The sequence below is a fragment of the Adhaeribacter aquaticus DSM 16391 genome, from assembly GCF_000473365.1.
GTDB lineage: Bacteria > Bacteroidota > Bacteroidia > Cytophagales > Hymenobacteraceae > Adhaeribacter > Adhaeribacter aquaticus.
This window is the reverse complement of the sequence record NZ_KI421517.1, coordinates 3,020,379-3,041,419: the sequence shown is the minus strand read 5'-3', so window position 1 is coordinate 3,041,419 and position 21,041 is coordinate 3,020,379. Positions and strand designations below refer to the sequence as shown.

At 36.3% G+C, this 21,041-nt stretch carries 16 protein-coding genes; all 16 read left to right on the top strand.

Going from position 1 to position 21,041, the window contains the following annotated elements:
- Positions 1 to 66: 66 nt before the first annotated feature.
- The 16 genes from ADHAQ_RS0115775 (at position 67) to ADHAQ_RS25955 (ending at position 21,032) form a co-directional block, all read left to right on the top strand.
- On the top strand, positions 67 to 2,514 hold the full coding sequence (locus ADHAQ_RS0115775) for a bifunctional YncE family protein/alkaline phosphatase family protein (RefSeq protein ID WP_026463757.1): 2,448 nt from the start codon (positions 67 to 69) through the stop codon (positions 2,512 to 2,514).
- A gap of 783 nt (positions 2,515 to 3,297) precedes the next feature.
- Positions 3,298 to 3,942: a trimeric intracellular cation channel family protein gene (locus tag ADHAQ_RS25970; RefSeq protein ID WP_051359965.1), complete on the top strand. Its 645-nt coding sequence runs from the start codon at positions 3,298 to 3,300 to the stop codon at positions 3,940 to 3,942.
- A 1,074-nt stretch (positions 3,943 to 5,016) separates the two neighbouring features.
- Positions 5,017 to 5,799 (top strand): polysaccharide biosynthesis/export family protein, encoded by a 783-nt coding sequence (locus tag ADHAQ_RS0115765; protein WP_026463756.1) that lies wholly within the window; start codon positions 5,017 to 5,019, stop codon positions 5,797 to 5,799.
- A gap of 11 nt (positions 5,800 to 5,810) precedes the next feature.
- On the top strand, positions 5,811 to 8,243 hold the full coding sequence (locus ADHAQ_RS0115760; protein WP_026463755.1) for a GumC family protein: 2,433 nt from the start codon (positions 5,811 to 5,813) through the stop codon (positions 8,241 to 8,243).
- 283 nt (positions 8,244 to 8,526) lie between these two features.
- Positions 8,527 to 9,840 (top strand): lipopolysaccharide biosynthesis protein, encoded by a 1,314-nt coding sequence (locus tag ADHAQ_RS0115755; protein ID WP_026463754.1) that lies wholly within the window; start codon positions 8,527 to 8,529, stop codon positions 9,838 to 9,840.
- Positions 9,841 to 9,885: 45 nt separating this feature from the next.
- Positions 9,886 to 10,782: a glycosyltransferase family 2 protein gene (locus tag ADHAQ_RS0115750; protein WP_026463753.1), complete on the top strand. Its 897-nt coding sequence runs from the start codon at positions 9,886 to 9,888 to the stop codon at positions 10,780 to 10,782.
- Between the two features lie 74 nt (positions 10,783 to 10,856).
- Positions 10,857 to 11,417 (top strand): acyltransferase, encoded by a 561-nt coding sequence (locus tag ADHAQ_RS25965; protein WP_071781123.1) that lies wholly within the window; start codon positions 10,857 to 10,859, stop codon positions 11,415 to 11,417.
- A gap of 13 nt (positions 11,418 to 11,430) precedes the next feature.
- Positions 11,431 to 12,486, top strand: a complete 1,056-nt coding sequence (locus ADHAQ_RS0115740) for an acyltransferase family protein (RefSeq protein WP_026463752.1) — start codon at positions 11,431 to 11,433, stop codon at positions 12,484 to 12,486.
- 88 nt (positions 12,487 to 12,574) lie between these two features.
- Positions 12,575 to 13,492, top strand: a complete 918-nt coding sequence (locus ADHAQ_RS0115735) for a hypothetical protein (protein ID WP_026463751.1) — start codon at positions 12,575 to 12,577, stop codon at positions 13,490 to 13,492.
- 10 nt (positions 13,493 to 13,502) lie between these two features.
- On the top strand, positions 13,503 to 14,417 hold the full coding sequence (locus tag ADHAQ_RS0115730) for an alpha-mannosyltransferase (protein WP_026463750.1): 915 nt from the start codon (positions 13,503 to 13,505) through the stop codon (positions 14,415 to 14,417).
- A 39-nt stretch (positions 14,418 to 14,456) separates the two neighbouring features.
- Positions 14,457 to 15,425: a hypothetical protein gene (locus ADHAQ_RS0115725; protein WP_026463749.1), complete on the top strand. Its 969-nt coding sequence runs from the start codon at positions 14,457 to 14,459 to the stop codon at positions 15,423 to 15,425.
- Between the two features lie 287 nt (positions 15,426 to 15,712).
- Positions 15,713 to 16,579, top strand: a complete 867-nt coding sequence (locus ADHAQ_RS25960; RefSeq protein ID WP_051359964.1) for a glycosyltransferase — start codon at positions 15,713 to 15,715, stop codon at positions 16,577 to 16,579.
- A 25-nt stretch (positions 16,580 to 16,604) separates the two neighbouring features.
- On the top strand, positions 16,605 to 17,738 hold the full coding sequence (locus ADHAQ_RS0115715; RefSeq protein ID WP_026463748.1) for a glycosyltransferase: 1,134 nt from the start codon (positions 16,605 to 16,607) through the stop codon (positions 17,736 to 17,738).
- A 99-nt stretch (positions 17,739 to 17,837) separates the two neighbouring features.
- Positions 17,838 to 18,338 carry an acyltransferase gene (locus ADHAQ_RS28895; protein WP_281172360.1) on the top strand — a complete coding sequence of 167 codons (501 nt, stop codon included), beginning with the start codon at positions 17,838 to 17,840 and terminating at the stop codon, positions 18,336 to 18,338.
- 30 nt (positions 18,339 to 18,368) lie between these two features.
- Positions 18,369 to 19,607, top strand: a complete 1,239-nt coding sequence (locus tag ADHAQ_RS0115705) for a glycosyltransferase family 4 protein (protein ID WP_026463746.1) — start codon at positions 18,369 to 18,371, stop codon at positions 19,605 to 19,607.
- Between the two features lie 24 nt (positions 19,608 to 19,631).
- Positions 19,632 to 21,032 (top strand): hypothetical protein, encoded by a 1,401-nt coding sequence (locus ADHAQ_RS25955; RefSeq protein ID WP_071781122.1) that lies wholly within the window; start codon positions 19,632 to 19,634, stop codon positions 21,030 to 21,032.
- Positions 21,033 to 21,041: the final 9 nt, after the last annotated feature.

The window sequence follows — 21,041 nt, the reverse complement described above, 5'->3', positions numbered from 1 at the left end:
TTCAAACCCCATACTGATTAGAAAGGATAATTTACCTTCACCTGTCAGTATTTTAAATCAATAAATATGAAATTTTGCTTTAGAGCTCTTGCTTTTAGTGTTGCGGTTGGGAGCGCCTTTCAGGCGGTTGCGCAGACGCCAACCAATAACCCCAAAGCCCAACAGATTTTATTGTCTAATGGGTGGTCGCTTAGCCCGGCCGGCCGCTCCCTGCCTTTAGGAGATTTGCCTTTAAATATTCAGCTAGCACCTTCTAAGAAATTGCTGGCCGTTACCAATAATGGGCAAAGCACCCAAAGCATCCAACTTATCGACCCGCTTTCCGAAAAATTGCTGGATGAAAAAGTAATTGCTAAATCCTGGTACGGATTGAAGTTTAGTGGGGATAGCAAAACCTTATACGCCTCCGGCGGAAACGACAATATTATTCTGGCTTACCACATTGCCAATAATAAATTTAGCACAACCGATACCTTACGATTAGGTAAGGGCTGGCCCAAAGAAAAAATTGGCCCAACTGGTATCGAATTAGATAATGCCGGCAACCGGTTATTTGTGGTTACAAAAGAAAATAATTCGTTGTATGTACTCAATCTTAAAACTAAGGCAATACTATCTAAAGTTGATTTAGGCCATGAAGCATATAGCTGCTTGCTTTCAGCGGATAAAAAAACGTTATATATAACTTTATGGGGCGGTGACAAAGTAGCTATATATGATATTGCTACCAAGAAAATTACCGGCGAAATAGCGACTGAAAGCCATCCGAATGAATTAATTCAAACCAAAAACGGCAGGTATTTATTTGTAGCCAATGCCAACGATAATTCCGTTTCGGTAATAGACACTAAGGCTAACAAAGTAATAGAAACCATTTCGGCAGCTCTCTACCCCACCAAATTAACCGGTTCTACCACCAATGCCCTTACCCTATCGCCGGATGAGAAAACCTTGTACATTGCCAATGCTGATAATAATTGCCTGGCAGTTTTTAATGTTGCGGTGCCGGGTAAAAGTTCATCCCTAGGTTTTATTCCGACGGGCTGGTACCCAACAAACGTAAAAACAATAGGTAAAAAAATATTGGTAGCTAACGGTAAAGGTTTTTCTTCGCTGGCCAATCCAGCCGGGCCGCAGCCGGTAAAAGCTACTGATAACAGCGGTTCGCATACAGGTGTAACCGAAAAAAAAGAAGTACAATATATTGGCGGTCTTTTTAAAGGTACGTTGTCCTTCATCGATCAACCCAACGAAGCAGCATTGAAAGCTTATTCGAAGCAGGTATATGCCAACAGCCCCTTTACAAAAGAAATGGAAACACAGGCCAAAGGTGAACCGGGGAATCCCGTACCTACCCGTTTAGGAGAAAAATCGCCCATTAAATATATATTTTATGTAGTAAAAGAAAACCGTACCTACGACCAGGTACTGGGCGATATGAAAGAAGGTAATGGCGATCCCTCTTTGTGTATTTTCCCGGAAAAAGTAACGCCTAACCACCATGCCCTGGCCCGCGAATTTGTGTTACTGGATAATTTTTACGTAGATGCCGAGGTAAGTGCAGACGGTCATAACTGGAGCATGGCTGCCTACGCCACAGATTACACTGAAAAAACCTGGCCTACCAGCTATGGGGGACGCGGCGGTACGTACGACTACGAAGGTACCCGGAAAATAGCCTACCCCAAAAATGGTTACATCTGGGATTACTGTAAGCGTGGTGGTATTAGTTACCGCAGTTACGGCGAATTTGCAGAAAATGGCAAAGCTACTCTTAAATCACTCGAAGGTCATATCAGCAAAAAATCACCTGGGTTTAATATGGATATCCAAGATATAGAACGCGTTCGTATTTGGAAACAAGACTTTGATTCCTTACTTGCTTTAAATGCCGTTCCACAGTTTAGCACCATCCGGTTGGGCAACGATCACACCAGCGGTCAAAGAAGAGGAAAATATACCCCTACTGCCGCCATGGCCGACAACGACCTGGCTTTAGGTCAATTAGTTGCCCACCTTTCTCAAAGTAAAATTTGGGCGCAAACGGCTATTTTCGTGCTGGAAGATGATGCCCAAAACGGCCCTGATCATATTGATGCGCACCGGTCGCCGGCTTTTGTAATTAGCCCGTATACCAAACGGAACTCCGTTAATCATACCATGTACTCTACCTCCGGCATGCTTCGTACCATGGAGTTGATTTTGGGATTACCTCCTATGAGCCAGTACGATGCTGCCGCGTTACCATTATTTGATATTTTTACTGCCCAGCCAAATTTAACTCCTTACCAGGTAAAAGTGGCTCAGGTAAGTCTAGAAGAACGTAACATTGCCTGGAACAAAAGCGCCGAGCGCTCAGAACATTGGAATTTTGCGAAAGAAGATGCGGCTCCTGATCTTGACCTAAACGAAGTAGTTTGGAAATCAGTGAAGGGAGAAGACTCCATAATGCCGGCTCCTAGACGTAGTGGTTTTGTGAAATTAGAGCAGAAGAAAGAAGATGATGATGATTAAAGCACCTTCCTAATTTTTATTTAATGGGCTTTAGGGGTGTATACTGTAATTGGTTTTAAAGTTCAGGTGTTAAATATTAGACCTATTAACTGCAAACAAATTAAGGAACATTAACCCTTTTCTATTACTCAACTTATTATAAGGACACAACACTATTCCCAAAAAATACATAGTTAATAGAAACAAAAAGACCTGGTGTTACCAGGTCTTTTTGTTTCTATTAACTATTTCGTCAAATTATATACAATATTTCCTATCTTCTCGAGGGTTAAGAAGATATTTATAAACTTTTAATGAGGTTTGAACAAGCCAAAGTTGTAAAAGCTCATACCTCACATTGAATTACTAGTTAACTGATTTCGCACATAACAATCCAATCTAAAAAAGAAGGCAACCTTAATATTTCTAGTACCTTCAGCAATTAGTACTCCTCCAAAGGCTAGCTAAGGCAGGTCTATTAATTAAAGCTGTATAAATTAGAGGTTTTTCCTGATCATCATAAAAGCATACATTCTTTTTAGATCACCTGGGAAAAGATCAGCATGAACTTTCAAAAGTACTCAAGCGGACTTTTATATAGGTTAAAAAAGTCCTCTTTTTTATTTTCATTACTTTTTTAATGTGTAAATTACATAAAATATTTGCACCTTAGGTTTGCTTTTAGCCATTATTGCATGCCTAACTGGTTAATGGCTTATGCATTCAGGCGGTTAAATAAGACTACATACAGCTAAACAATAGCAGTTATTAATTCACATAATTAAAAACATTACTAAAATCTTCTTGGAAATAGACTTTACAACGCTGATCGAGATAGTGGGAACTTTTGTATTTGCTATCAGTGGAATTCGGTCAGCATCAGGTAAACAAATTGATTGGTTTGGCGCTTATTTAATAGGTTTGGTGACAGCTATAGGAGGCGGAACTACCAGAGATTTGTTATTAGACGTAAAGCCATTCTGGATGCTGGATAGTAAATATCTTTTAACAACCGGAGCTGCTTTGCTAGCCACTCTGATCTTTAAAAACAAAGTAATAACTTGGGGTAAAACTTTGTTTTTATTTGATTCTATTGGCCTTGGGTTATTTACAATAGCTGGCATTACTAAAAGTATGGCGGCGGGTTGGTCGTTTTGGGTCTGTATTGCAATGGGCACCATTACAGGTTCAATCGGAGGAGTAATTAGAGATGTTTTATTAAATCGAGTGCCCTTGCTTTTACGAAAAGATATTTACGCCCTAGCCTGTGTAGCCGGAGGAGTGGTTTATTTTATATGTTATCATTTTCACCTGCCGGCAAGTTTAAGGGAAATGATTGCAGCCTTAACTATAATAGTAATTAGAATTATAGCCTTAAAATTTCATATCCATCTACCCGTATTGCCTTCAGCCCCTTCTCAATCTGGTGATGCTAGAAATAAAGAATAATAAACATTGTAAATACTTAATCCAAAGTTAGCTCGGCCTATAGGACTGTATCAGCAATTGCTTTACAACCTAAAGTGGGCTTAACCATCTAAAATAATTTCAGCAAAATCTTTTATAAATTGAAGAAAAGAGCCCAAAGATTTCTTAGCAGCAACAAACTGCTTTCTCTTCGGAAATATTTTATTTCTTTTTAATCTTAATTTTATCCCTGAAAAAACTGTAACAACTTCAATTTAGTGAAACCATTAAAACTATCATGATCGGGAAATAAAGGCCTTATGTTTTAAACTATACTACATAGTTGTTCAAATTTTTGAAAATATTTAAACTTTTTATTTAAATTTACATAACTTATTACTTCTCTAACCGTACATATCTTCCAAAGAATTTCTTAATAAAAGTTAAGCTTTAGAAAATGCTGTAAGTTAATCTATAAAGTGCTTCTGAATTTAGTAAACTAGTTATTCCTTTTAGCTATAAAAGCTTAAAAAGATTTTAAAAACCAGTAAATAATTGTGAAGTAAAATTGAACTTTATTTATGATAGTGTAAATTTTATGGCTAATTAATTTATATCCACTATTACCAGATTAGTATTAATTTATTCTTTATATTATTCTTATTTTACAAGTACCATTAAAAATGCTATCTTAAAATACACCTCACCAAAAATCTAATAAATAACTCATTACTTCACGTAGCTATTTTATGCCGTATTAGCGCAGCTTCGAAATTCTTAGAATTTTAATAACATCCCTGAATATAAAATCCAATTGCCGGGACGTACTATAGATCAAATAAGTTTAACATTATGAAACTTATTTATCAGCTAATTTTGTATTAAAAAAATATTTGTTTTTAATAAAATGAAATGAAGTTGAAAATTAAGGATATATAATATAATATATTGGTTATTCTTTTAAAAAAAATTTAGTTCTGTATTGTCTTTTTTATTAATATTGTATTGGGGTTTACAAGCCTTTATTTTTTATACAAGTAATTATAACTGTACCTATTACAAACTTATATATTTCAGTTTTAAATACTAAAAACATACGAATAACAAAACAAATTAATGAAAATCCGAATTATTTACTTCTTCATTTTAGTATTTTTATCTTCTTGCTCAAAAAGGAATTTAACCTATCTGAGTAACCTTCAAGACAATGAGAAAATCCAGGTTACAAATGCCATTGAACCCAAAATTCAGTCGGGCGATTTACTAGCAATAACAATTACCAGTTTAAGTCCTGAGTCAAATGCCATCTTCAATACGGGTGTTATTCCAACAGGTGGCGCTGATGGTAAATCTGAAAGTTCTTCTTCCTCAAAAGCAAAAGATGGTTACTTGGTAGACAAATTTGGCATGGTTACCTTTCCTCTTATTGGGCAAGTAAAGTTAGCCGGCTTAACTAAAGAAACTGCGGCAAAGCAACTAACAGATTTACTAACAAAATACGCAAAGGAGCCAATTGTAGATATTCGTTTTTTAAATTTCAAAATAACAGTTTTGGGTGAGGTTACCCGCCCTTCTACGTTTAATGCTCCTACCGAAAAAATAAACATTTTTGAGGCCTTAGGACAGGCTGGGGACATGACAACTTATGGTAAAAGAGAAAATGTTCTTATTATAAGAGAACAGGAAGGCCTAAGAACAACTCACAGATTAAATCTTTTAGATAAAAAAGTATTTAACTCTCCTTATTTTTATTTACAGCAAAATGATATTGTTTATGTAGAGGCTGACCAGGCTAAAGCATCTATGGCCAGTACAACCAGAGCAAACATTCAATTTGCCGTTACCATTGGTACTGCCCTAGTATCAATTGCAGGACTTTTACTTTCACAGTTATTATAATTTAAATGGGTATGAGCGATAAAGATTTATTTTCATTTGGTTCTGAGAAGAGCAGAACTAAAGATTTTAAAGAAATACTAGATAAATATCTCCGTTATTGGTATCTATTTTTGATTGGAGGAATTCTAGGATTAGGAGCAGCCTATTTCTATTTACATTATTATGCCGTTCCACTTTATACGGTAAATAGTAAACTTCTTATTAAAGACGATAAAGCTGGATCAGATTTATCAAATATAGAAGAAATGATTGGCAAAGGAGACATGACCCGGGCCAAAAACATTGATAACGAAATTGAAGTGTTCCGGTCTAAGCGGTTAATGGAAAGAGTAGTAAGTGAACTCTCATTATATACCACCTTCTTTGTAGAAGAGCCATTGAAAAAAGTAGAAATCTTTGGTAAGGATGTTCCCATAAAAGTTATTGTAAACAATTTCGATTCTACTGCTTATGGAAAAGAGGTAGTTATTAATTTTAAGCCTGATAATACTTTTACACTGGGAGAACCAGAAGAAAAATTTACGTTCAGTAAATTGGGCAGTTTATTCGGATCTAAACCAGAAAAGGAAACTGAAGATGAAGCAGCTGTAACCACCCATAAACTTGGACAGCAAGTGCATATGCCTTACGGTAAATTTACAGTAGTGGCAGGTTCAGGTATTGCTAACACCGATGTTCTGGATGGCAAAAGGATTATTGTTCGGTTTGAGAACATTAAGAACGTAGCCAAACATTATAACATGGCGCTGCAAATTGCTCCTATCAGTAAAAGTGCCAGTGTTTTAAACATTAGTTTAACCGATCCTCTACCGGATAAAGCAAAAATTATTATAAACAAAATTGTAGAAGTTTATAATATTGAAGCAATTGAAGACAAAAAGTTGATCACTTCCAACACTGTCGACTTTTTAGATGAGCGTTTAAAATTCTTATCTTCTGAGTTAACAGATGTGGAGAAGAATGTACAGCAATACAAAAGCCAAAACGAGTTAACAGATGTTAGTACACAGGCTTCTGATTTTGTTAGTCAGGCCAGTGATTACAACAAACAACTTTCTGAATGGGCTACCCAGATTGAAATTCTGGAGTCGATGGAAGGCTATATAAGAAACACGCGTAACCAATATAGAATGGTACCTAGTACCCTGAATATTGAAGAACCAACACTAGCTATTTTAGTAACAAAATTTAATGAGCTACAACTTGATCGGGAACGTGTTTTACGTACGGCCTCTGCCGACAACCCGGTGGTATTAAATATAAATGAACAGCTGGAAAATTTACGGAGTAACATTATCGAAACCCTGAGTAATGTTAAAAAAGGCCTTGTTATTACCAGCAACAATTTAAGAGCAAACTCTGGTCAATATAAATCTAAAATCAGAAGAGTACCTTTAATGGAACGTCAATTAACTGAAATTAATCGGACAGCCTCTATTAAACAAAACCTGTACTTATATTTATTACAAAAACGCGAAGAAACCGCATTATCTTTAGCAGCAACCGCTAATAACTCCCGGGTAATAGATCCTGCCATGGGTGGTGAATTCCCTGTATCTCCTAACACCTCAACTATCTATTTGATGAGTTTACTGTTAGGCATCAGCATTCCATTTGCCACTATATTCTTCAAAGAGTTATTAAATAATAAAGTTCAGACCAAACAAGATGTATTAGCTGCAACCCATACACCATTCTTAGGTGAACTTGCTCATAATAGTAATAAAGAGGAGCTTATTGTTGTAGCTAAAGGAAACCGTACGCCAAGTGCCGAAATGTTCCGTCATATCCGTGCTAAACTGCAATTTGCTGCTATAGATAAAGAAAATAAAGTTATCTTAATTACTTCCAGTATGAGTGGTGAAGGAAAAACTTTCTTTGGACTTAACTTAGCTACCAGCTTACTCCTTACTGGTAAAAAGGTACTCATAATGGACCTTGACCTTCGCAGACCTAGATTATCCGAGGAACTAGGATTAGCCGATGGATTAGGAACAAGTAATTATATAGTTTCAAATGATGTTCCTATTCATGAAATCATCAGATCAACACCAGTTGTACCAAACCTTTGTGTCATTAGCTCTGGTCCGGTTCCTCCAGATCCTTCTGAAATGATGATGGCTCCTAAACTAGCCAGTTTAATCACAGAGTTGAAAGAAAGTTTTGACTATATTATTATTGATACTGCTCCAATTGGTTTAGTGGCTGATGCATTAAGTTTAAGCCCATTAGTTGATTCGACCTTGTATATAATGCGTAGCAACTATACTTTCAAGAAACAAATTGAAATCATAGATGGCTTATACCAAAGTAAAACATTACGCCGTCCAATGGTTGTATTGAACGATGTAAATATTGAAAGATCAGGCTATGGCTATGGTTACGGTTATGGCTATGGTTATGGTAACGTTAAAGAAAAGAAAGAAAAGAAACCAGTAGCTTAAGGAGTATTTAGCTTCTTCCTTTTCATGCTCCTTAAGAGAATTGGTTAAATATGATCTATTTTCTTAAGGAGTATTTATTTCTGCCAGATAGTTTTTCAACAAGCCGTAAAAGGTAATTTTTAAGTAAATTTATACTTACAATTTGTTATTTACAGCTAATTGAAAAGTGCCTGACCAGATTTTTTAAATTATTTAGCTTAAGATAACATTTAGCCAAAAAAGCCTATTTAAGTCAATGTCCGAAATGGATAAAAACTGATGTAAAATAGCATGATTATAAGTAATGAAAACCCTTACAAAAAGTATAAATATTAATTGGAACAATACCAAAATCAATGAGTGGAGTAAATTAATATTTATAACTGGATCAGGGCAATTATTAGTTCAAGCTGTAGGTTTCATATGCGGCATTTTAATTATCCGACTTTTACCCACCCAAGAATACGCGTTATATACCATTGCTAATACCATGCTTGGCACTATGACTATGTTAGCTGATAGTGGTATCTCAAATGGTATAATGGCTGAGGGTGGTAAGGTTTGGCAGGATAAAAAGAAATTAGGGGTTGTATTGGCAACCGGACTTAGTCTGCGGAAAAGATTTGGAATTTATACCTTACTAGTAACCGTTCCGGTTTTAGCCTATTTGTTATTAGATCATGGAGCCAGTTGGCTTACCACTGGATTAATTATTTTAGCTTTAATTCCGGCTTTTTTTGCAGCATTATCCGATTCTTTCCTGGAAATGGCTCCAAAGCTTCACCAGGATATAAGGCCCCTACAAAAGAATGGGGTCGAAGTTAGTTTGGGAAGATTAGCTTTAAGTGCTTTATTCTTATTTATTTTTCCTTTTACATTTTTAGCTTTAATAGCTAATAGCCTTCCCAGGATATATGGCAATTATAAGCTTGGTAAGATATCAGCCCGTTTTGCCAGCAAAGAGGAAAAACCAGACCCAGTGGTAGAACAACAAGTTATTAGAGCTGTAAAACGCACTATGCCTGTTATTATTTACCATTGTATTTCTGGTCAGATAGCTATTTGGTTAATATCTTTTTTAGGTACCACAAACAGTATTTCTGAATTAGGAGCTTTAGGAAGATTATCAATGGTTTTTAATTTATTTGCCATATTATTTTCCACGATTGTAGTTCCTCGTTTTTCCAGAATGAATGGTTCTAAAAAGGCTTTATTAAGACCATATTTATTTGTACAAATTAGTACGTTGCTTATAAGTGGAGTCATTATATTTTTCATCTGGCTTTTGTCAAAGCAAATTTTATGGGTATTTGGTGATAAATATAGTGGACTAAGTTACGAACTTCTGTTAACCGGAATTGCTGGGTGCATCGGGTTGATGTCTGGTGTTTGTTCACAAATGGTTGTTAGCCGAGGCTGGTTTATGAATACTTATATCCTGATCGCCATTTATTTTTCATCTACTGTCATTAGTCTGGCCTTTTTCAACATTTCCTCTTTGATAGGGGTTTTATATTATAATATTGTCATTACATTAATTACTTACTTATTAGTTTTCTTTTATGGTCTTATTTCCATCAACAAAACAGCTAGGACCGCTCCTGTTCATCAGGAATAGACGAGAATTGAAAACATAAGAAAGTAGCAAGTAATTATAAATTTTATGAATAACCCATTAATAAGTATTTGTATCCCTGCCTATAATGCTTCTAAATATATTGGTGAAACACTTGCTTCTATAAAAAGGCAAACTTACCAAAACTGGGAAGTTATAGTGGTAGAGGATGCAACCCTGGATGGCACCAAAGAGCTGGTTGAAAAATTTAGTAAAGAGGTAAGTCAAAAAGTTATATACTTACGAAACGAAAAAACCAAAGGGCCCGCCGGTTCCCGTAACGCGGCTGCCAATGCCTCCGCAGGAGATTGGATTGCATTTTTGGATAGTGATGATATCTGGAAGGAAAACCATTTAGCTGAATTGATTCAATCAGCTCAAGACCATCCGGATTGTGACTTAATTCATAGTGCAGTTAATCTTTTTGAAAGTCATACCGGCAAGATTCTGACAGAAGAAATCCTGCCGCATGAAGAGGCTATAAAAAATTTTCCTGTTTCCCTTTTTGATAGAAGTTATACCATAATGCCTTCTCAGGCTATGATTTCACGTCGTTTATTTCAGACTACAGGAGGTTTTGATGAACAGGTTAAATTTGGGATTGAGGACATGGAAATGTGGTTTAGGAGTGCAAAAGCCAACTATAAATTTGGCTTCAACAAAAAAAATACATGTAATTACAGGAAGCATACCGGAGCACTTAGTACAAATGCCTTACAAATGGCACTAGGCAATGCGGAGGTTTACGATCGTTATTCAACTTGGGCTGCTATTCCCGAAGGTCTTCGGGTTAATTATGCTGCCGAAGCCTGGTTTGCAGTAACCAGAATCGCCCGTAAAACGGATAAAAAATTAGCTAAAGAATGCTTAAGAAAGGCCCTAAAATTTAAGTTTTCTTTGAAAATGTTTTTATTCTGGGTGCTACTGAGAGTTCCTGGTATCTGATAACTTAAATGACCTTGGCTAAAGGCATTAACTGTAAGTCTTTGAAAGACAAATAAAATATGTAAAGGTAAAATATGCTACCTACTTCACTAAATATACAAAGAATTAAAATAAATGCATTCCTAAGTAAAATAAGGATGCGCTATTTTAAAGCACTGGGATTAAGATTTGGGCAGGATTGCAAGATTGGAAAAATTGTTTGTGATTGGCCAAATAATGTAATTCTGGGGGACAAGTGTGTAATTTTAGACGGAGTTATTTTAGGAATTGGCTACGGCTTCAAAGAAAGTAATACTATCAGAATAGGTAACAGTGCATTTATAGGATACAATGTTGAATTTAATTGTACCAATTCAATAACGATAGGAAATAATGTATTGATTGCAACGGGCACTAAATTAGTAGATGTGGGGCACAATTATAAATTAGGACAATTAATTGACTCCCAACCATTAACTACCTTGCCTATTGTAATTGAAGATGATGTTTGGATAGCTGCCAATTGTGTAATAGTAGGAGGCGTAACCATTGGAAAAGGTAGTGTAATAGGTGCTGGGTCAGTTGTTACAAAGTCAGTTCCGCCCAATGAAGTATGGGGAGGAGTCCCAGCTAAATTTATTAAAAATCGAGAATAGAGCTAAAAGAACCATGAATAATAAGAGCTTCAACCTAACTATTTCTTCCTGGGCCGTCTTTGCATTTTTACGGTTTTTGCTGGCCTTTATTGTCATGGCGAGCCATATGCCTACGTTCGGCCCTATTCCTGCCATTTTACAAAACTTTGAAATGCTAGGCGGAAAAGCGGCCGTATTTGGTTTTTTACTAATTTCTGGTTTATCTATAGGTCACTCCTACTCCATTTCTAAATCAGGCTATTTTCAAAGACGTTTTATACGAATATACCCCCTTTATTTTATTGCAGTACTCTTTACTATTGGTTTACAATATTATCTAAAATCACCTTACACGTTGCCGGGTTTAGATTTAGTGGCTGCTGGCTTGATAACTAATTTTGCTAACTTTTTCTTTCTACAAGGATTTTTAGTAATTCCTATTACTTATAATGGCCCCTTGTGGTCGTTAAGCATAGAAATTTTCTTTTATCTGCTAATTCCGTTGTTTGCCAAACTGCCAGCCAAAGCGCTAGCATGTATTATATTATTGTCTATGGCATTCTATTTTGTAACGCCTACTTATGTGGCCGTGGGGCTTATGGGATATTCGGCTTTAATTTATGCCTGGCCTTGGCTTACGGGATATTTATTATCCAGGCAACAAGTTAAATCAGCTATTGCCTTAATAATGTTAGGGGCTTTTGTGGTTTATTCTAACAAGGTACTGGCGGTTGAAGCATTGGGGTGGATTACATATATAGTTGTAGCCTCTTTAGTTTTTATATCGTGTTTTGTTTCTATAAAATTAAATAAGGCTGTATTGAGTATATTCAACTTTTTAGGTGAAATATCGTATCCGCTATATCTATTCCATTTTCCTTTACTATTGCTCTTTTTCCATTTAGGGGTAAGCAATCCTTGGCAACTGGTTTTATTTGTTTTTATAGCAGTTATTCCAATTAATTACATTTTTGACAAATGGCTTAAGCATCAATTCTGGCGACCTTTGGTTAGGCTATTAGGAGAAATGGTCCGTACTCATATATTCCCTGCTAAAAAGAGGATAATAAACCTTCCAGTTACGAAATAAATTTTAAACCGTTCTTAAAACCTTTTGTGGGTATACTTATATCATACCAACACTATTTAGAAAATAAACTTATAGTAAAAGTTATAATATGGGCAAAATAAAGTACCAGGGTGGACTTACAAAATTAATTACTTCTAAAATAGGTAATAAAAATAAACTAAAATTCGCTGAATACATTGATAAAAATCTTCCCCATTTAGGAAAAAGTATAGGAAGTAAACCTGTACAAATGGAAGTAATAAGCTTCTCTTCTAATAAAGATTTTTATGACCAGATTCTTTCAATTTTATCTTATCTACGTTATTTAGGTAAACCAATATCCTGGACTATTTATTCAGATGGTTCTCATACTACCCAACAAATTAATTTGTTAAAATCGGGCTTCGATTTTGTAGAAATAAAAGGTCAAGAATGGGAAAATGTAAATAAACTACCAGATAACTGTAAGCCGGCTTTAAAACTATACGAACCACAATTACTACATTACGCTAAAAATGTACCTTTAGGTAAAAGATTATTTTACTACCTAAACCACGAAATAAAATATCCTACACTCTTCTTGGATGCGGACATTTTATTTTATGACAAAGCTACTGTTTTTGACTTAATTCTGCAGGAAGATGTAAATGGCTGGTTTTTACCAGATGATGGTTGGGGATGCTTAGATAGCCGTTATATAAAAACCACACCAAAACAAATGTATCAAGTGAATGGTGGGTTTTTCTTAATAAATAAAGAATTAGCTAATTTAACTGAAGGCTTGGAATTTTTAAAAAGCCTTAACTTTGAATACGAATATTTCAGTGACCAAAACGTTTTCCATATCCTGTTCAGAGAAAATGGATTTATGCCTTTAGATCCTAGAATATTTATTCTGAACTCGAATGACCAGTTTGATTTCTCTTACCTATACCCGAAAGATCAAATGGCTATACGCCATTATACTGGCCCCGTTCGGCATAAAATGTGGCAAAAAGATTGGAATTGGCAATTATCGCTTTCTTAACTGAATATAAATGAAAAGAGGCATATATTTAGTGGGCAACCTGAGAAGTCAGGAAATGTGCCAGAACTTAATTTATTCTATTCGGGAAAGTGGTTGTCAATTACCAATTCGGTTGATTCATTTTGGTGGCACCGAGATCAATTCCGCTTATATCCTGAACCAGGTAGAGTTGCTGCGGTACGAAGACTTTCCTGCTGATGCCAAACAACTTATTGCTAACCTGAGAACGGTTTTAACAGATTGCCCAATGGGATATCTTTATAGATATTTAGCTTGGTTTTCTGATTGGGATGAATTTATTTATTCAGATAACGATATAGTAGCGTTATGCAACTGGGAAAAATTATTTGAATACTTATCTGATAATGACTTGGTGCATGCAGACGAGGAATACACCACTGAAGGAAAATATAATTATAACAAACCCGAACTTGTAAAATCAATATTTGGTTCTTCGGCTCTTGAAACAGCCATTACTGCCGGGCATATTGTAGTTAAAAAAAATAGCAGAATGGTTGAGGATATAAATAATGCCGTGAATTGGTTTAAAGAAAATCCACATATACCTAAAAAACACGATCAATCTTTGATGCATATAGCTTCTTTATTAGGTAACTGGAAGATGATTAATCTTTGCAGAACGCACGGGTGGCTTAGTTCCTGGGCGGGTGACTATAAGAATGCTTTAGAAATCATTCATAAGATTCAGAACAAAGATACCCGAATCAGCCATATACATTATTCAGGTGGTTCTCCCCGAGGAGATTTTGCCATTCAGGAACTTCTATTTTCAAATAAAACAGATAAAGAACGGTTAAAAAAATTATTCTTTATCGGCACTGGCTCCTTATCCGGATTTTACCAAATTAAAAAGCAATATGTAAGGGTAAAAAACTTTGCTAAAAGAAATTTGATGAAAAAGTAGTTTTAGGTAAAAAACTCGTAGAAAATCTAAACATTATACATGACTTCTGTAGTTTGTACCCTCTTTGAAGGTAATTATCATTATGGATTAGCGGCTTTAACTAATTCTTTATTAATCAATGGTTTTAAAGGATCAATTTTTGCTGGTTTTAGAGGAAATTTACCAGAATGGGCAACATCCAATAAAGGAGATTATGCTGGTGTGTGGACAGGTAGTACTTCCTTGGAAATAGCTCCTGATATAAAGCTTCACTTTATACCTCTGACAACGGATTACCATTTAACCAATTATAAGCCAGATTTTCTATTGGAAGTGTGGGATAAGCTAGTTCCGGCGGCAGATGCTATGTACTATTTTGATCCGGACATAGTTGTTTCCGCAGAATGGTTTGCTTTTGGAGATTGGGTTAAATGTGGTGTTGCTTTATGTGAAGATATTAATTCACCTTTAGAAGAAAATCATCCACGACGGGTAGCCTGGCGTGAATATTACGGAGAAAAAAATATTAAATTAACCTTTAAGAGCACCACTTATATTAATGGCGGTTTTGTAGGATTAAGCAAGTATAATAAGCACTTTCTTCATATCTGGAAAAATTTACAGGAGGCAATGGCCCCTGTAATAGGCGGTTTAAACCGCTCCTCCCTAGCCGGAGCCGAATTCCCTGAAAAAATGAGAGGCCCGTTTGCTGCTTTCAATAAAACGGATCAGGATGCTTTGAATGCGGCAGTGGAAGCTTTTACGGGTAGCGTTAGTATTGTGGGTAAAGAAGCAATGGCCTTTAAAGGTGGGTATCCTATTATGCCTCATGCACTTGGCCAGCCCAAGCCATGGAATTGGAACCCTCTGTTACAGGCATTCTCAGGCCGCCCTCCCCGCACCGTGGACCGGCATTACTGGCAACATGTAAATAGTGCTATTGTTACTCATCCGGCATCAACGGTTCGATTCAGAAAAGCAAGTTTAGTTCTAGCGGGTTTTATTGGTCGATTTTATAGCAAAAACTAAAAATCTATTTGTTTTTCGCTGTCACTTATGAACTGTTAAATTAAAAGTAAAATAAGGCCTTAATAATCAAATTGTTAATATTTTAACAAAACTGCTTTTATTTAGAAATATTATTTAAATAAATGAGTTATTTATTAAAGCGTATTTAAAGTTTTTAACAATTTATTAAATATTACCATCACAAAACTTGTAAAGTTTCGTATAAGTGAGTTTGAACAGGTACTAGTATACTATTTTCATTATCTCAAGCTACTTAACTTTCTTACGTCTGTTATAAATTTAATAACATGAATAATATTCTGGTATCAATCATTATACCTACTTACAACAGATTAGAATATTTTAAAAAAGCGTTGCATTCAGCCTTGAATCAAACGTATAGAAATATAGAAGTTATAGTAACGGATGATAGTTCTATTAACGATATAGAAGAATATGTTAAAACAATACCTGATAACCGGATAAAATATTTCAGAAACAAGAAACAATTAGGAATAGCACTTAATACACAAAATGGGATTTTAAAATCCCAGGGGCAGTATTTTTCCTTTCTAAATGATGATGACTTTTGGTGTGAAAATTTTCTGGAAAAATTAGTAGCTCAACTTCATACTTTTAATGATGTAGCATGTGCTTTCAGTGACCACTGGTTAGTAGATGAAAATGATTCCGTATTAACTGAACAAAGTCATGCAAACTCTATACTTTATAAACGTAATGAATTAAAAACAGGCCTTGTTCCGGCAGAAAGAAGACAAGACCTATTTTTAACATTTACTGTGCCAGTGGCAATGGCCTGTTTACTTAGAAGAGATTCCATTGACATTAATAACTATCCGGTAGAAGTGGGTGGAGCATATGACCGGTGGTTATTATTGCAGATTGTTTCAAATGAAAACAGTAAATTTCTGTACGTAGATGAAAAACTCACCAACTATAGAGTCCACAGTCAAAGCGTTTCGGCTACTCAAGTTGTAAAAGTATCTAGTGCCGTTATTTATATTTTAGAACAATCACTAAAACTTTTAAAACTTAATAAAAAGCAAAAAAAGGATGTCCAGCGTGAAATCCGAATTTACATCCGCTCTTTAGTGAAACAAAAAAGTACAGCGAGTTTAAAATATATTCCGCTTTACCTAGAAACATTAATTTAGTTTACCAATTAAAACCAGATAATAAATGAAAGTAATCTTCCTGTGTGGCTGTTTGGAAATGGGTCGTGATGGCGTAGGAGATTATACCCGTAGGCTTGCCGGTGAATTAACGAGACAAGGCACTTTTGCTGCAATAATATCCCTAAATGATTATTTCATTACAGAGGAAAAGGAATATAACGGTGTGCAAAATGATGGAGACGTGGATTTACCTGTACTACGATTGCCTTCTGCCTGGTCTTATAAAAAAAGGTTTCGCCATGCCGAGAAATACATAAATACTTATAATCCAGAATGGCTTAGTTTGCAATACGTACCATTTTCTTTTCATTCTAAAGGATTACCTTTAAAGTTCCATAAAAGGCTAACGGCATTGGGCAATGGAAAGAACTGGCATATTATGTTTCATGAATTATGGGTAGGAATGGACACAAGTTCATCTCCGAAGATGGTGCTGTTAGGCTATTTACAGAAGCGGTTAATTCAAAATTTGCTGGATAAATTACAGCCTGCCATTATAAATACCCAAACAAAGCTTTACCAAATAAAGCTACATAAAATGGGTTGTAACGCTGAAATACTTCCATTATTTTCTAACATTCCAGTAGTTAACCATTATAAATCTGATAAAAATTTAAACTCAACCACCAGTGGAATAAATAAGATTATTTCATTTGTTTTATTTGGAGGAATCCATCATGGGGCTCCAATAGATCAATTTGCCGAAGAAGCTTATTATTATGCTAAAGAAAATGAAGTTATATTTAATTTAAGACTTTTAGGGCGCAGTGGTGCTGAGCAGGATAATTGGGTTTCTACCTGGAAGTCTTTTGGTCATGATGTTGAGATTTTCGGTGAGCAAACAGCCAATCGTATTTCAGAAATATTTCTAGAATCATCTTTTGGTATTGCTACTACCCCACTTGCCCTAACCGAAAAAAGTGGGGCTATTGCGGCTATGCAAGCTCACGGACTTGGTGTAATTTTAGTAGCCCGTTCATGGCAACCTAGGGGGTTCAGTAATATGGAAAATCCAAAAGGGATAATAGAATATAGAGCTGGAAACTTTAAGGACTGTATTATTAACAGAAATATTAACATTAAAAATAATATTTCCGATATTTCCCGTCAATTAGTTTCTACTTTAGGTAACAGCTAATATTTAATGGCAAGTTTAAACTATTTATGGGCACAGCGGGCTAAATTTCCATTAGGAACCAAGCAATTTTTTGCTGCATGGGCAAAACGGATATTAACTATGCCTGAGCTCTTTAAGCGCAACCAACGCCGAAATGAACTTTTAAGTAAGGGGTCTCAGATAGATGAAAGAGCAGAAATTGGCGAAGTAACAATTGAGGGCAACTGCCAATACCTTAGTATAGGGCAATTCTCTTTTCTTGGGAAAGTAAAAATTGCTCTTCACGAAAACGTAGAAATAGGCAATAGGGTTTGTATAAATGATGGTGTGGAAATACTAACCGGGTCGCATGATGTTTATGATCCGGAGTGGAAGCATACAATGGGAAAAATAGTTATAGAAGATTATGCTTGGATTGGAACGGGTGCGATGATTTTACCAGGAGTTAAGATTGGGACTGGCGCAGTGGTGGGGGCAAGAGCCGTTGTCAGCAAATCTGTTCCGGCGGGCGCTATAGTGGTGGGTAATCCGGCAAGAGCTACATCTAAAACCAGAGCTCAAAACCTAAACTATAACCCCTGTGAATTTTTAGCAGCTAACAGAGCTTGGTTATTAGGCTAAAAATTAAAATATAACCTCTTTTTAAGATACATGAAGTTAATATTTACTCATCCTACAGGTAATGCCAATGTTAGAGCAGCTGCTTGTGGGCTAAATGAAGCAGGTCTTTTACAAGAGTTTAGAACTTCCATTGCATCTTTTCCGGGTAGCATTTTAGATAGCTTGGGCTCATTAGGTCCGCTTTCAGAAATAAGAAGAAGAGGATTTGATGCAAGTTTAAAAGAAAAAACACGGTCTTGGCCCTGGCTTGAGGCTGGTAGATTGATTGCCTCAAAAGCGGGTTTTGCTAATTTAATTAAACACGAAACTGGTCCGCTTTCAGTTGATAAGGTTTACCAAAACTTTGATTATAAAACAGCCTCTGACTTAAAATCTTCTAAAAAGAAAGGTATCAATGCCGTTTACGCTTATGAAGATGGTGCTTATCAAACTTTTCAGGAAGCTAAACGCCTTCAATTAACCTGTTTATACGATTTACCAATTGGGTACTGGAGAGCAGCACAACGATTATTAAACGAAGAAAGCCTTCGGAAGCCTGAATGGGCTTCTACTATGACTGGATTACAAGATTCTGATGAAAAATTAACGCGTAAAGATGAAGAACTACGTCTGGCCGATCGGATTTTTGTAGCAAGCCAATTTACTGCCAAAACGCTAAAAGATTTTCCCAGCACCCTCGCTCCTATTCAAGTCATCCCTTATGGATTTCCGTCGGTTGCCCAAAACCGTGAATATTCTCTTTTCAGCCGGAGGCGTCTAAAACTACTTTTTGTTGGCGGATTGTCTCAGCGTAAAGGAATTGCGGACCTTTTTGCTGCAGTAGAAGCTTTAGGAAACTTTGTGGAGTTAACTGTAGTTGGTAGGAAAACAACAAATAACTGTGCTGCACTGGATGCAGCCTTAGCTAAACATAATTGGATCCCAAGTTTACCCCATGCTGATATATTAAAGCTTATGCAAAATCAGGATGTTTTTGTGTTTCCATCGCTTTTTGAAGGTTTTGGACTTGTTATTACCGAAGCCATGTCACAGGGCACTCCTGTTATCACCACAGAACGTACTGCCGGGCCCGATATCATTCATCATAACGAGAATGGTTGGCTTATAGAGGCAGGGTCACAAAATGCGCTACAAGAAACCATTGAAAAGCTTATTAGTCAACCTAAAGCAGTTGTAGAAGCCGGAAAAGCTGCCCTGGAAACTGCTAAAAAGAGGCCTTGGGAAGTATATGGGCAAGAACTTGCAGCAGCAATTTTAAAAAATAATTAATATTGAATTTTATTACCTTGTTACATGAGTACTTATTTAGCGAATGCCCCTGGGATTCAAAGTTTCAATAAAGAGACAATCGAAAAAAAGCCAGTTAAAAAATTCCAGGAAGCAGATCCTTACCGAGCCCTTAAACAAGGTATCTGGGCTTATTTCCTGCTTTTGATTTTCGAAGGCGCTTTACGAAAATGGTTTTTACCAGGATTGGCCACTCCCCTGCTTATTATTCGAGATCCCTTAGCCTTATGGTTATTAGTGAAAGTATGGCAACGGGATTTACTTCCGTCTAACATTTATATAGTAGGAACTATAACTATTGCCACATTAGGTATTTTTACAGCTACACTTATAGGACATGGCAGCCTTCCGGTAGCACTTTTTGGAGCAAGGATTTTATTACTACACTTTCCGCTAATGTTTGTCATCGGCAGGATTTTTACCCGGGAAGATGTTATAAAGATGGGGAAGGTTACCTTATGGATAGCCATTCCTATGACTATTCTTACCGCCCTGCAGTTTTATAGCCCTCAAACAGCTTGGGTAAACCGCGGAGTTGGTGGCGATACCGCTGGAGCAGGTTTCAGTGGTGCAAATGATTTTTTCAGACCTCCCGGAACTTTCTCTTTCACAAACGGTCTTACCGCTTTTTATGGATTTGTAGCTGCCTATATCTTTTTCTTTTGGTTTGATTCTAAAACAATCAATAAAGCCATGCTTATTGCTGCTACTATCGGATTATTAATAGCTATTCCTCTATCTATAAGCCGTGGTTTATTTTTTCAGGTGGGTGTATCATTAGCATTCTCCATCCTGGTCATTTCCCGAAAACCTCAATTCTTAGGAAAATTAATACTTGCCATTGCTGGTATGATAATTACATTAATTATTCTAAGCAAGACAAGCTTTTTTCAAACTGCGACCGGAGCTTTTACAGAACGCTTTGAGAGTGCCAATGATATAGAAGGCGGTTTAGAAGGGGTACTAATAGATCGGTACTTGGGCGGTATGTTCTACGCATTATTTGGTGAAACGCAAACACCTCTCTTTGGCTATGGAATTGGTATGGGTACCAATGTGGGTAGTATGCTGTTAACAGGCAGCACCGTATTCCTTATTTCAGAAGGCGAATGGGGTAGATTAATTGGAGAACTAGGTCCTTTATTAGGGATAGCAATGATAATTATCCGGGTGAGTTTTAGTGCCAAAGTTGCCATGGCTTCTTACAAAAAACTAACTAAAGGTGATTTATTACCATGGATGCTAGTAAGCTATGGCATTATGATGGTACCTCAAAGTCAGTGGGCGCAACCAACATCGCTTGGTTTCTCTACACTTATTGGAGGTTTAATGATTGCCTCTTTACGGGCGGCACCAAGTACAGAGCCTAACAATTTACAACCAGAAATAACCCCAACTAACATTTAGTTTAGAGAA